General features: G+C 64.3%; 11 protein-coding genes, 1 tRNA gene and 1 pseudogene. 6 read left to right on the top strand and 7 right to left on the bottom strand.

Going from position 1 to position 13,503, the window contains the following annotated elements; translation table 11 throughout:
• Positions 1–248: 248 nt before the first annotated feature.
• Together recX and recA are read right to left on the bottom strand one after the other, a co-directional pair.
• On the bottom strand, positions 249–719 hold the full coding sequence (gene recX / locus B2246_RS27980; RefSeq protein WP_008646500.1) for a recombination regulator RecX: 471 nt from the start codon (positions 717–719) through the stop codon (positions 249–251).
• A gap of 128 nt (positions 720–847) precedes the next feature.
• The gene (gene recA, locus B2246_RS27975; RefSeq protein ID WP_008646499.1) at positions 848–1,909 is read right to left on the bottom strand and encodes a recombinase RecA; all 1,062 of its coding nucleotides are present in this window, start codon (positions 1,907–1,909) and stop codon (positions 848–850) included.
• 239 nt (positions 1,910–2,148) lie between these two features.
• Here recA and B2246_RS27970 point away from each other — a divergent pair, with 239 nt between their 5' ends.
• The 5 genes from B2246_RS27970 to B2246_RS27950 all read left to right on the top strand — a co-directional run bounded on the left by B2246_RS27970 (position 2,149) and on the right by B2246_RS27950 (position 7,032).
• Entirely contained in the window at positions 2,149–2,838 is a 690-nt protein-coding gene (locus tag B2246_RS27970; RefSeq protein ID WP_008646497.1) for a response regulator, read from the top strand.
• A gap of 21 nt (positions 2,839–2,859) precedes the next feature.
• Complete coding sequence (locus B2246_RS27965) at positions 2,860–4,434, top strand: sensor histidine kinase (RefSeq protein WP_035881398.1); 1,575 nt, start codon at positions 2,860–2,862, stop codon at positions 4,432–4,434.
• Positions 4,431–4,751 carry a DUF4212 domain-containing protein gene (locus tag B2246_RS27960; protein WP_035881397.1) on the top strand — a complete coding sequence of 107 codons (321 nt, stop codon included), beginning with the start codon at positions 4,431–4,433 and terminating at the stop codon, positions 4,749–4,751. Before B2246_RS27965 ends, B2246_RS27960 begins: the two co-directional genes overlap by 4 nt.
• A 338-nt stretch (positions 4,752–5,089) precedes the next feature.
• Entirely contained in the window at positions 5,090–6,787 is a 1,698-nt protein-coding gene (locus tag B2246_RS27955; protein ID WP_035881396.1) for an MFS transporter, read from the top strand.
• A 168-nt stretch (positions 6,788–6,955) separates the two neighbouring features.
• Positions 6,956–7,032: transfer RNA gene (locus tag B2246_RS27950), tRNA-Met, on the top strand.
• Between the two features lie 107 nt (positions 7,033–7,139).
• On the opposite strand, the pseudogene B2246_RS27945 reads toward B2246_RS27950, so the two are convergent.
• From B2246_RS27945 to B2246_RS27935, 3 genes and pseudogenes are all read right to left on the bottom strand, one after another.
• Positions 7,140–7,395 (bottom strand): annotated as a pseudogene (locus B2246_RS27945) (copper-transporting ATPase); the annotation flags it as partial.
• A 189-nt stretch (positions 7,396–7,584) separates the two neighbouring features.
• Positions 7,585–9,243 carry a pyridoxal-dependent aspartate 1-decarboxylase PanP gene (gene panP / locus B2246_RS27940; RefSeq protein ID WP_286882473.1) on the bottom strand — a complete coding sequence of 553 codons (1,659 nt, stop codon included), beginning with the start codon at positions 9,241–9,243 and terminating at the stop codon, positions 7,585–7,587.
• 122 nt (positions 9,244–9,365) lie between these two features.
• A complete protein-coding gene (locus B2246_RS27935; protein ID WP_008647919.1) occupies positions 9,366–9,989 on the bottom strand; it encodes a response regulator transcription factor in 624 nt (207 codons plus the stop codon).
• 326 nt (positions 9,990–10,315) lie between these two features.
• On the opposite strand from B2246_RS27935, the gene B2246_RS27930 reads away from it, so the two are divergent.
• On the top strand, positions 10,316–10,750 hold the full coding sequence (locus B2246_RS27930) for a universal stress protein (RefSeq protein WP_008647920.1): 435 nt from the start codon (positions 10,316–10,318) through the stop codon (positions 10,748–10,750).
• Positions 10,751–10,804: 54 nt separating this feature from the next.
• On the opposite strand, the gene B2246_RS27925 is transcribed toward B2246_RS27930, so the two are convergent.
• A complete protein-coding gene (locus B2246_RS27925; RefSeq protein WP_286882474.1) occupies positions 10,805–11,851 on the bottom strand; it encodes a serine/threonine protein kinase in 1,047 nt (348 codons plus the stop codon).
• 11 nt (positions 11,852–11,862) lie between these two features.
• Positions 11,863–13,461 carry a DEAD/DEAH box helicase gene (locus B2246_RS27920; RefSeq protein WP_186425970.1) on the bottom strand — a complete coding sequence of 533 codons (1,599 nt, stop codon included), beginning with the start codon at positions 13,459–13,461 and terminating at the stop codon, positions 11,863–11,865.
• Between the last annotated feature and the right edge of the window lie 42 nt (positions 13,462–13,503).

Here is a 13,503-nt window from a genome sequence, read left to right as displayed (position 1 = left end):
GACGGCCATTTGGGCCGCTGAACTCGTGGAGTTTAACATGCCGCGCTGGTTTGACCGGATACATCCTGCGCAACGAACTGTCCGCACGCAATTGTTGCAGCGACGATCCCGGCAAACCCAGCCTGCGCAACGGCTGGCCGGCGTCCACGTGACGCCTCGCTGCGATGCATCAGTGGTACGACGACTACGCCGACTTCACACGAATACCCCTCATGCGTACACAGGTATGCGGCTGCCCGCATAGCCCGTCATTTCCCCAAGTCGTCCAGGCCTTCGTCCTCGGCCCCGCGGATGATCTTGCCCACAACCGATCGGGAAAATCCGCGCGCCATCATGAACCGGACTTGCTTGGCGTGGGCCTCCGGCGAGTCCGGCGGAGCACCGAAACGCTTGCGCCAAACCTCGCGTGCGCGATCCAGCTCGGAATCGCGCAGGCGGTCCTGCAGATCTCGTAGCTGCTCATTGCCGAGTTGGTGCGTCTTGGCTTCCTGCAATACACGCGCCGCGCCGTAGCGACTGGCCCGGCGGTGAACGAGGCTATCGACGAACCGCTCATTGGACAGCCAGTTGTCGCGTTCGAGCACATCGAGCAGAGCCTCCACCTCCTCTGCCGATTCGGCATGAGGCGCCAGCTTGCGCGCGAGTTCGGCCCGGCTGTGCTCCCGACGGGAAAGGTAGCCGACGGCACGGGCTTTCAGGGAGAGGGGGGGACGGGGCATTCGGCTGATATTCGGCTGATAACGAGGAAGCCGGCAGTCGGCGCTGCGGGATACGGGAAAATCGGGGTGAAAACAAAAAAGCCGCCGCACAAGTATGCGACGGCTTTCGTCAGACAGCGACGTCAGGGTCAGCCTTCGACCTCTGCCGGCGCGCCCGCCACGGTATTCAGCGGCGCCACGCCCAGCGCCAGACGCACCTTGTTCTCGATCTCGTCGGCGATGTCCGGGTTCTCGCGCAGGTACTCGCGTGCGTTGTCCTTGCCCTGGCCGATCTTTTCGCCGTTGTAGCTGTACCAGGCACCGGCCTTCTCAACGATCTTGGCGTCCACGCCCAGGTCAATGATTTCACCCTGGCGCGAGATACCCTGGCCATAGAGGATGTCGAAGAACGCCTCGCGGAACGGAGGTGACACCTTGTTCTTGACCACCTTGACCTTGGTCTCGTTGCCGACGACTTCGTCGCCCTTCTTGATCGAGCCGATACGGCGGATGTCCAGGCGCACCGAAGCGTAGAACTTCAGCGCGTTACCGCCGGTGGTGGTTTCAGGCGAACCAAACATCACACCGATCTTCATACGGATCTGGTTGATGAAGATCACCAGGCAGTTCGTGCGCTTGATCGTGCCGGTCAGCTTGCGCAGCGCCTGGCTCATCAGACGAGCCTGCAGGCCGGGCAGCGAATCGCCCATCTCGCCCTCGATTTCCGCCTTCGGCACCAGAGCGGCCACCGAGTCGATCACGATCAGGTCGATCGAGCCCGAGCGCACCAGCGCGTCGGTGATTTCCAGGGCCTGCTCGCCGGTATCGGGCTGGGAGATCAGCAGGTTGCCGACGTCCACGCCAAGCTTGCCGGCATATTGGACGTCCAGGGCGTGCTCGGCGTCGATGAACGCGCAGGTGCCGCCCAGCTTCTGCATCTCGGCCACCACCTGCAGCGTCAGCGTGGTCTTGCCGGACGATTCCGGACCGTAGATCTCGACCACGCGGCCGCGCGGCAGGCCACCCACGCCCAGCGCGATGTCCAGCCCCAGCGAGCCGGTGGACACTACCTGGATGTCCTGTTCGATTTCGCCATCGCCCAGGCGCATGATCGAGCCCTTGCCGAACTGCTTCTCAATCTGGGAGAGCGCGGCGGCAAGCGCCTTCTGCTTCTCAGCGCTCACGCCGGCGCCGGCCTTCTTGTCGTCCATGGTCGTCCTTCAATCAATGGTGTATAAATAGGCCGCATACGGCGCGGCGCCCGGAACCCAAAGCCCTTTTTCGGGATGGAATTTCCAGGCCACGACGCCCAACCCGGCATGGTGCGATCACCTTTCATGGTAGCTCGCCCGGAATGTCGGGTACTGTATAAAAAAACAGTATGCTTGGCAAGCCCCACCGGCACCGCGGCCGGCGGCCGGCTGTGGCCGGCCACGAGGTGGAGACAATCATGCGGATTCTTATCGCCGAAGATGACGATGTGCTGGCAGACGGGCTGACGCGCTCGTTGCGCCAGTCCGGCTATGCCGTCGATCACGTTGCGAATGGCGTGGAAGCCGATTCGGCCCTTTCCACGCAGTCGTTCGACCTGCTGATCCTCGATCTCGGCCTGCCCCGCATGTCCGGGCTCGAGGTGCTCAAGCGGCTGCGCGCGCGCAGCGCCATGGTGCCCGTGCTGATTCTGACTGCGGCCGACAGCGTCGACGAACGCGTGAAGGGGCTGGACCTCGGCGCCGACGACTACATGGCCAAGCCGTTCGCGCTGTCCGAACTCGAGGCCCGGGTGCGCGCGCTGGTGCGCCGTGGCGCAGGCGGTGGCGCCACGCTGATGCGCCACGGGCCGCTCGCGTTCGATCAGGTCGGCCGCATCGCCTATCTCAATGAACAGATGCTGGATCTCTCCGCGCGAGAGGTCGGTCTGCTCGAAATCCTGCTCACGCGCAGCGGGCGGCTCGTATCGAAGGAGCAGCTCGTCGATCACCTGTGCGAATGGGGCGAGGAAGTCAGCAATAACGCGATCGAGGTGTATGTGCACCGCCTGCGCAAGAAGATCGAGGTTGGCGGCATCCGCATCGCCACGGTGCGCGGGCTGGGCTACTGCCTCGAGAAATTCCAGCCGGCCGTGGCCGCGCATGGCTGACACCACGGGGGCTGATCGCGCATGAGCCTGCTGCGACTGCCGTGGCGACGCCGTTCCGCCGCGGGCCCCGCACGCGCGACGGACCCCACCCGGCCCACGCTGGCCGATGCCGCGGCCGAAGACCAGGCGCTGGCCGACGCCCTGCCGCACCTCGAAGAAACCTCGGCGCACCCTGCGCCCCGCTCGCTGTTTGGCGAGATTCTCGACTGGATGCTGGCGCCGCTTCTGCTGCTCTGGCCGATGAGCATCGCCGTCACATACCTCGTCGCCAAGTCGATTGCCAACGGGCCGTTCGACCGCGCGCTAGAAGCAAGCGCCATCGTGCTGTCGCAGCAGGTGCGCGAGGTCAACGGCCGCGTCACGCTGCAGCTTCCACTGTCCGCGCGGGAGATCCTGCGCGCCGACGAGACCGACAACATCTACTACCTGGTGGTAGGCAAGCACGGCGAGTACGTGGCGGGAGATCACGACCTGCCGCTTCCGTCCGAGGACGAAGAGGGACATGCCGGGCTGGTATCGCTGCGCGACGATCGCGTGGCCGGCAACGATGTGCGTGTCGCCTATACCTACGTCGACCTGAAGAACGTCAACGGCGCCCAGCCCGTGCTGGTGCAGGTGGCCGAGACGCTGGACAAGCGCGCGCGGCTGGCCAATGAAATCATCAAGGGCGTCATCCTGCCGCAGTTCGTGATCCTGCCGCTCGCGGTGGTGCTGGTGTGGTTTGGCCTCACGCGGGGGCTGGCACCGCTGACCGCGATCCAGCAGCGCATCCGCGCGCGCAATCCCGGCGACACGAGCCCGATCGACGAGCGCGCCGCGCCGCAGGAAATCACGCCACTGGTAGCATCGTTCAACGACCTGTTGTCGCAACTCGAGCAGTCGGTGCAGACACAGAAGCGTTTCATCGCCGATGCCGCACACCAGATGAAGACACCGCTCGCGGGTCTGCGCATGCAGGCGGAACTGGCCCAGCGCGAGCAATCACCGGAGGAACTGCATCGATCGCTGGCGCAGATCGCCGGCAGCTCCAAACGCACCGCGCATCTGGTTACCCAGTTGCTGTCGCTGGCACGCATGGAAAATCTGGCAGGGGTAGGCGGCATGACGCCGGTAAACCTGACCGCGCTGGCGCGCGACGTGGTCAAGGACCTGTTGCCCCAGGCATGGGCGCGGCAGATCGACCTTGGCCTGGAAGGCGACGAGCACCCCGTGATGGTCACGGGCAATCGCGTGATGCTGACGGAGATGCTCAACAACCTCGTCGACAACGCCATTCGCTACACGCCACCCGGCGGACATGCCACGGTGCGCGTCATCGCCGATGCATTCGAGCCGTTCGCATATCTCGATGTGGAAGACACCGGGCCGGGCATCCCCCCGAGCGAGCGCGGACGCGTGATGGAGCGTTTCTATCGTGTGCTCGGCACCAACACCGAAGGCAGCGGCCTGGGGCTGGCCATCGTGCGCGAGATCGTGCAGCAGCACGGCGGCGAAGTATCCATCGACGACAACGTGTACCAGACCGAGCCTCGTCTGGCCGGTGCCCGGTTCCACGTGACGCTGCGCCGCGCGCCGCCGGAAGAGACCAACACATGAGGAAAGCCCCGCCCGACCGCATGACGCCGCGCGAGCGGCTTGCCTGGCGCCACAACCTGCGCTGGATCGCCGTGCTGCTGGTGATCTGGTTCGTCGTGACGTTCGTCGTCGCCTGGTTCGCACGCGAACTGCGTTTCGACTTCTTCGGCTGGCCCTTCTCGTTCTGGGCGGCCGCGCAGGGCGCGCTGATCGTATATGTAGCAATGGCCGCGCTCTACGCCTGGCACATGAATCGGGTGGATCGCGAACTCGACAGCGAGACGCCAGACGCCGAGACCCATCCCGCACCACCCACCAATCCCACCGGCCGATCCTGACGCAAACACGCGGCACCCCTCGTAAGGGGCAATTCGATGACCATGCCGCGTCACGTGCGCCAATGCTGCAAAGCAAGATTCCCGCGCACCCCACAAGCCATGCGGTTTGCGGTTTCGGACCGACGCAACGCAGCAAATACTCCGCTGAAAGCAGCCTCGAAACGTCTAGCGTATACCCCGACGAATCCGGCACGTTTTGCGGGAACTCTGTCAGAACTCAGTAAGTTTCGCCTCCCACAATCCTTTGCAGCTTCGGTGCAGAGGCCGGCACGCGCGGATACCTCAAGCGCAAGACACGGCCAGACCGGGGACCCTTTCGACAGACGGAGGAGACAACAATGGCAAACGCGCAAAACGTGGCAATGCCTGGCGGCAAAGCCCACAATGCGCCGATGACGCGCGAGGAGAAGAAGGTCATTTTCGCCTCGTCGCTCGGCACGGTGTTCGAGTGGTACGACTTTTATCTGTATGGTTCGCTGGCGGCGGTGATCGCCAAGCAGTTCTTCGCGGGCCTCGACCCCACTTCCGCATTCATCTTCGCGCTGCTGGCGTTCGCAGCAGGCTTCATCGTGCGCCCGTTCGGCGCACTGGTGTTCGGCCGTCTCGGCGACATGATCGGCCGCAAGTACACCTTCCTGGTGACAATCCTGATCATGGGCTTGTCGACATTCATCGTCGGCCTGTTGCCCGGCTACGCCACGATCGGCTGGGCCGCACCGATCATCCTGATTGCACTGCGCATGTTGCAGGGCCTGGCGCTCGGCGGCGAGTACGGCGGCGCAGCCACCTACGTGGCTGAACACGCTCCGCACGGCAAGCGCGGCGCCTACACCGCCTGGATCCAGACCACCGCCACACTGGGCCTGTTCCTGTCCCTGATCGTCATTCTGCTGTGCCGTGAACTCACGGGCCCGCAGTTCGACACGTGGGGCTGGCGCATCCCGTTCCTGGTCTCGATCCTGCTGCTGGGCATGTCCGTGTATATCCGCCTGTCGATGAGCGAATCGCCGGCCTTCCAGAAGATGAAGGCCGAGGGCAAGACCTCGAAGGCCCCGCTGACCGAGGCATTCGGTCAATGGCGCAACCTGAAGATCGTGATCCTGGCGCTGGTAGGCCTGACCGCCGGCCAGGCCGTGGTCTGGTACACCGGCCAGTTCTACTCGCTGTTCTTCCTGACGCAGGTGCTGAAGGTGGACGCCAAGACGGCCAACCTGCTGATCGCCGGCGCACTGGTGATTGGCACGCCGTTCTTCATCTTCTTCGGCTCGCTGTCGGACAAGATCGGCCGCAAATGGATCATCATGCTGGGCTGCGCGCTGGCCGTGCTGACCTACTTCCCGCTGTTCAAGGCGATGACCCACTACGCCAACCCGGCGCTGGAACGTGCGCAGCAGACCGCGCAGATCGTGGTCACGGCCGATCCGAAGACCTGCTCGTTCCAGGGCAGTCCGATCGCTCGCGAAATCGACTTCCGCAGCTCGTGCGATATCGTCAAGCGCACGCTGGCCCAGGCATCGGCCAGCTATGAAGTGGTGCAGGCCCCGGCCGGCACGATGGCTTCGGTAAAGATCGGCGACAAGGAAATCAAGGCCTTCGACGCCACGGTGACCGGCGGCCACAGCTTCGACGACGCCAGCAAGAAGCAGATCGCGGCGTTCAAGAAGGAAGTGAGCGACTCCATGAGCGCGGCCGGCTATCCGACCAAGGCAGACCCGGCGCAGATGAACACGATCATGGTGCTGGTGGTCCTGGTTATCCTGGTGATCTACGTGACCATGGTCTACGGCCCGATCGCCGCGATGCTGGTGGAGATGTTCCCGACCCGCATCCGGTATTCGTCGATGTCGCTGCCGTATCACATCGGCAATGGCTGGTTCGGTGGCCTGCTGCCAACGATCTCCTTTGCCCTGGTGGCGCAGAACGGCAACATCTACTACGGCCTCTGGTACCCGATCATCATCGCGGCCATGACCTTCGTGCTGGGCGCGCTGTTCGTCCGCGAGACCAAGGACGTGGATATCTACGCGAACGACTGATCGCCAGTCGGTGAACCTTCGCTCAGGATGGCCAGCCGGCAGGCTGGTCTCCGCTTCCCAGGCAGGCCTCGCGCCTGCCGTTTTTTTAGGCAGCCACCGAGGCTTGCAGAAAGTTGTCACAAAGGTGTTGACAGCCTAAAAGGCACAGGTATAATTGCGGTCTTCGTTGGCGAATTAGCTCAGTCGGTTAGAGCGACGGAATCATAATCCGCAGGTCCGGGGTTCGAGTCCCTGATTCGCCACCATCTATTTAAAAAGCCGCAGTCCTTCACGGGATTGCGGCTTTTTTCTTTGGGGCGCTGGAACACGCCGACGGTCTCTGCTACCACCGGCACCCGGGAACCCGCCCCCTCTACATCCTCGCCCTACCCAGCCGCAATGCGTTGGTCACTACCGGCGCAGAGTTGAGGCTCACTGCCAGCGCGGCGATCACCAGGAACGGCAGGCAGCAGTCCGGTCAATGCCTACAGGACGCCCGCAGCCAAGGGAATGCCCAGGGCGTTGTGGACGCAAGCGAAGCCGAGGTTCTGCTTCATGTTCCGGATCGTGGCCTCGGACAACTTGCGGGCACGGGCAGCGCCACGCAGGTCGCCCTTGAAGAGAGTCAGTCATGCCGAGCAGAAGGCCACGAGTTACCTGCAAGGAGGCTGTCCAGCCGCCATAGGTTGCAGCCGAACTCCCTTAGAGGCGTTATCAAAATGAAGCGAAGCGGTTCTGGCTAGGCGCGCGGCCGCAGACAGTACAAGTAGACTGGCCAAGGCCGCGCAACGACGCCAGAATCATTTTGATAGCGCCTCTTAGCCGCCAACCAACGCCATCAACTCCGGCAGTATCGGACTCTGCATCGCCAGCCCACGTTGCTCTTCCAGGAGGCTCTGCAGGATCTCGTGCGTCGTATCTGGATTCGCCAGCACCACACGGAACACCGCGATCGGACGCCCACCCCACTGGGACGACGTCAACTGCGTCCGCGACACGAACGAGCGGCCTGCGTCGCGCTGCATTTCCTGGATATTGATGGTCAGCGCGTCGAGCGCCCCGAGCAGTTGTTCGCGCTTTTCGGGCGAGGCCGAAAGCAACGCCGCCCGCACCGGCGCCGGCACATAGCGATAGGTGAGGATGCAAAGTTGCGGCCGGCTGTCCAGTTCGAAGTCGGGCTGCTGTTCGATCAGCGACGCGAAGTACTTTGCGTTGTCGATGCCCGTATCGATCAGCTTCGCCAGCCCCTTGCGTCCAAGCAGGTGCAGGTTCGCATAGAGCATGACGGCTGCCGACCCGCGGGACCCTTCGAGCGTATGGCGCCCCAGGTCCACCGAGCCCTTCCGCACGATGTAGTTTGCGTGCTGAATGATGTCCTGCGTCCACGCCGGATCGCGGAACAGCACCATGCCGGCGCCCATCGGCACATAGAACTGCTTGTGCGCGTCGATGACGACAGAATCCGCGCGCTCGATCCCGGCAAAGCGCGCGCGCTCGCGTTCGGAGAGCAGCGTGGCACCGCCCCACGCAGCATCCACGTGAAAGTGGCAGCCGACCTCCTGCGCCACATCGGCAATGGCATCGAGCGGGTCCACCGCGCCGGTCTCAGTGGTGCCGGCGATACCAACGATCGCCAGTGTCCGGATGTTGCGTTGTTGAAGATCGCGCAAGGTCTCGCGCAACAGGTCGACGCGCATCCGCCCGTCTTCATCGACGCCTACCGGCACCAGATTCTCGCGACCAATACCGAGGATATCCGCCGCCTTGCGTAGCGAGTAATGGCCGCGCTCCGACACGATGATCGCCAGCCCGGCGTAATCGTAGTGCCGCAGCGCCGCTACCAGCCCTGCCTGATTGATGCCCGCGAAGCCGTCGCGTGCGCGCAGCGTGTTGTTGCGGCTGGCCCAGAGCGCGGTCAGATTGGCCGTGGTGCCGCCCGCGCAGAATGCCCCGAGAGAGTGCTCGGCATTGTGCAGCCATTGCGCGTAGAACGCGTCGTCCCGCGCAAAGACCAGGTGATGCAGCATCCCGATCACCTGACGCTCCAGCCCCGTCAATGCGCCCGACGTTTCAAGCTTGACCACGTTCTGGTTCAGCGCCGCCACGATCTTGGCCAGCGACGGCATGAACGATGGCAGCGACGACGTCATGTGACCGACGAACGTTGGTGACGCCACGGGCATCACATGCCGGAACACATCGTTGAGCAGATGATCCGCGTGTTGCTGCGGCGCGGTCGGATTTTCCGGAATCTGGACCGAGGCGAAGGACGCCTCGCGCGTCGCGCAGGCACCGACCGGATCGAAGTCCTGCCCGGCAAAGAAGTCCGCGGGATGCTCGGCAACGCGCCGTTCCAGGTCGTCGAACGCGCCGAGGTCCGCATCGAACCAGTGCAGCGGACAGCCTTCGCCCATTTCCGCGTCGTTGCCGGTTGCCTCGCGAGCGTTGTCTGACCTCCCCGCCTTGCGCGCCTTCATGTGCCTCTTCCAGTCCCAGTCCAGTGTGGTGCCGCCACTGCAGCGGCGGCGAATCGCTGGGATTATGCCGGATAAGCCGAGGCCGGCGCTGCACGCCCGATCGCACGATCGCCCAAGCCCTGTCAGCAGGCCAGATGATGCCGCCGCGCAAACTCGGCCAGATCGATCAGGGAACGGAACCCCAGCTTGGTCATGATGCTAGCCTTGTGCGAACTCACGGTCTTGTTGCTGATACCGAGCACCACGGAGATCGCCTTGTTGGAATGCCCGGCCGCAAGGAAACGCATGACGGTCAGCTCGCGTCGGCTCAAGACATAGATTGGATCGACCGGCGCGTTGGCCGCGCGGCGAATCGTCGTAAGCAGGGCCAGCGGAAATGCGGCATAGCCACTCATGACCGCGCGCACGGCATGCTCGATGCCGTCGATGCCGTTGCCCTTGTCGACATATCCGTGCGCGCCGCTGAGCAACGCACGTTCGGCAGCGCCGGCTGCGGCTGACAGCACCAGCACGCGCGTTGTCGGGTGATGGGACACCACCTCCTCCACCACGGCATCGCCCGGCAGGTCACCGAGATCGAGGTCTACCATGACCAGGTCGGGGCGCTGTCTTGTGCGCAGTTCCTCCAAGGCTTCAATGGCAGTTGTGGCCAGGCGGACCTCCTCGAAGCCCATGCCTTCCATCAACGCGGCGGAAGCCGCCGCGCGTACACCAGGATGATTGTCGATTACGAGCGCATTGGACATACGATTTCTCCGATGAAACGAATGTGCGGAGAGCATAGGTCGTCAGGTCATGGGCCGGATGTGGAAGGCGCCAGCGATGCGCTTCGAAATTTCCAGACCATCATGCGGACATTTCGGATGTTGCAGACTTGTTTCCGCTGGATTGCACCAGTTCCGAACGACACCAGACACCGGAGATCTGTGGCCGCAGAGTCTCCCAGCGCAGATGACAATCATGAAATCTTTAAAAAATTCAACGGGAATTGACCTAAGTTAGAGGTGTAGCATCAGGCACGTGCCATGATGGAAACTTGCAGTTGCAGACCTTTCTATTAGGAGATCCAAACATGCCCCAAATCGTACTTGCCACCGACGGCTCCGCTTTCAGCGACGAGGCAGCGCGCTTTCTTGCCGACGGCAAACTGCTGCAGACCGGCTTCACCGTTCACGTCATCCACGTCACGCCCGACGTAACCGGGCAGGTACGCGCATTTGTCAGCAAGGAAACCATCGACGCCTGGCACCAGGAAGAGAGCGGCAAGGCGATGGTATCGGTCTGCGAAATCCTGTCGGCAGCCAAGGTGCCGTTCGAGCAGCACGCGCTGCACGGCTTCCCGCCGGAGAAGATCGTGGCCTATGCGAAGTCGGTCGACGCGGGCGCCATCGTCATGGGTACCCACGGACGTGGCTCGTTCCTTGATGCGGTGATTGGTTCGGTCGCGGGCCGCGTGCTGGCGCACGCCGGATGCCCGGTAATCATGGTCAAGCCGGAAAAAAGCTGAAGACCGGCCCGTTCGGGCCAAGCCGTTCCATGACGGCGCGGCTTTGGGCTGATTTCAGGCCCAGAGCGGCGCCTCGTCCATGAGCGCGATCTGTTCGCGCAACTCCAGAATGCGATCCTGCCAGTAGCGCGCCGTGCCGAACCACGGAAACGCGGCCGGAAAGGCGGGATCGCGCCATCGGCTGGCCAGCCACGCGCTGTAGTGCAACAGGCGCAGCGTGCGAAGCGCCTCGACTAGCCAGAGCTCCCTCGCATCGAATTCCGCGAAGTCCTCGTAACCCGCCACGACGTCGGCCAACTGGTCCTGCATCGCCGCACGGTCTCCCTCCAGCAGCATCCACAGATCCTGCACGGCCGGTCCCATTCGGCTGTCATCGAAATCAACGAAGTGCGGCCCGGGTGTGCCCCGGCCGCGTGCATCCTCTTCGTCGATCCACAACACGTTGCCGCGATGGCAATCCCCATGCAGACGCAACAGGCGAACGTCTCCGGCACGCTCATAGCTGCGGCGCACACCATCCAGCGCGAGGTCCGCCGCTGCACGCCAGGGCGCCAGCAGGTCGGCGGGAATGCAGTCGTGCGCGAGCAGATAGTCGCGCGATGCAATGCCGAAGGTGTCGATATCCAGCGCGGGCCGCGCCTGGTATGGCGCGGTGGCGCCGATGGCGTGAATACGGCCGATGAAGCGCCCGAGCCAGGTGCGGGTTGCGGCCTTGTCGAGCGCCGGTTCGCGGCCCCCGCAGCGTGGGAACACCGCGAAGCGGAAGCCCTCGTGCGTGAACAGCGTGGTGCCGGGCTGGTCGCCGCTGTTGGCCGCCAGGGCCAGCACAGCAGGCACTTCCGCACCGGCCAGCTGCTGCACGAATGCATGTTCCTCAAGGATCGCTGCATCGGTCCAGCGGCCCGGCCGATAGAACTTGGCGACGACCGGCGCGGCATCCTCGATGCCCACCTGCCAGACACGGTTCTCGTAGCTGTTGAGCGCCAGCAGGCGCCCATCCGGATAGAACCCCGCCGCCTCGAGCGCATCGAGGATGCACTCGGGTGTCAGTCCCGCGTAGGGGACGTCATCGGTCGACGAGGGACGATCCGGCTCGCTCATGATGGATGCGATCAGTGGGCGGGCTTGCGGCCACCGCCAAGCAGGGCCGCCTGCGGGGCCGGCCGACGATTGCGAGCGGGCGGTGCGGCAGTGTTGTCCTGAGCCGGACGCGCTTGCTGCGGACGCGGGTTCGCACCCCTGGCGTTCGCATTGCCCTGCGCATTGCCCTTGGCCGTGCCCTTGGCGGCGCTATTGGCGTGGCCGTTGCCGCGCCCACCTCCCTGCCCGGTACGCGGCGCATTACCACTGCCTCCGGCATTGCCGTTACGGGCCTCGCCACGCGCCGGTTGCGCCGGACGCGGTTGGCGCGGCGCTTCCTGACGCTCACCTTGCGCGGCGCGCGGCTGGCGGCGCTCGCCACCGTTGCCGGCACTCCCCTGGCCGTTGCCGCGCGGCTGACCGCCACGCTGCTGTTGCCGGCCCTTCTGGATCGGCTCGGCCTTGATGCTCGGATCGACTTCGAAACCGGGCAGCAGCACCTGTTCGATCTGGCGCTTGATCAGGCGCTCGATATCGCGCAGCAGACCGTGCTCGTCCACGCAGACCAGCGAGATCGCCTCGCCTTCGGCGCCGGCACGACCAGTACGGCCGATACGGTGCACGTAGTCCTCGGGCACGTTAGGCAGATCGAAGTTGACCACGTGCGGGAGCTGGTCGATGTCGATGCCGCGTGCGGCGATGTCGGTGGCCACCAACAGGCGCAGCGTGCCGGCCTTGAACTCGGTCAGCGCGCGCGTACGGGCCGACTGGCTCTTGTTGCCGTGGATCGCCAGCGCGGAGAGGCCGTCCTTGGTCAGCTGTTCGGCCAGCCGGTTGGCGCCATGCTTGGTACGCGTGAACACCAGCACCTGATGCCAGTCGTGCTGACGCACCAGATGGGCCAGCAGTTCGCGCTTGCGCTCCCGGTCGACCGGGAACACGCGCTGCGCCACGGTTTCCGCCGTGGTATTGCGGCGTGCCACCTCGATCGACGCCGGGTTGTCCAGCAGGCGATCGGCCAGCGCGCGGATTTCGTCCGAGAACGTGGCCGAGAACAGCAGGTTCTGCCGCTTGGGCGGCAGAACGTTCAGGACCTTGCGGATATCGTGGATGAAGCCCATGTCGAGCATGCGGTCGGCTTCATCGAGCACCAGCAGTTCCACGTGCGAGAGGTCGATCGTGCGCTGCGCCACATGGTCCAGCAGACGGCCAGGCGTGGCCACCACGATGTCGACACCGCGCCTGAGCGCTTCGATCTGCGGATTGATGCCGACACCGCCGAACATCACCATCGAACGCAGCTTCAGATACTTGCCATAGTTGCGCACGCTCTCTTCGACCTGCGCGGCCAGTTCACGCGTGGGCGTCAGCACCAGCGCGCGCACGTTCGGGCGCGCGCCGCGGGGCGCATTGCCGCCATTGGCACGCGCGGCGGATTCGGAGAGCAACTGCAGCATCGGCAGCGTGAAACCTGCCGTCTTGCCGGTGCCGGTTTGCGCGCCGGCAAGAAGATCGCCACCTTTGAGAATTGCGGGAATGGCTTGCGCCTGAATCGGGGTCGGCGTGGTGTAGCCCTGTTCGGCCACGGCACGCACCAGCTTGTCGGACAAGCCGAGTTCGGAAAAAGACATGAAATGACGCTTCGGCCGCCCGTCGCGCAAGAAAGTGCGCCA

This window comes from Cupriavidus sp. UBA2010, assembly GCF_002335265.1.
Classification (GTDB): Bacteria; Pseudomonadota; Gammaproteobacteria; order Burkholderiales; family Burkholderiaceae; genus Cupriavidus; species Cupriavidus metallidurans.
Note: the sequence above shows the minus strand (reverse complement) of the source record. Positions and strands in the feature narration are given on the sequence as shown.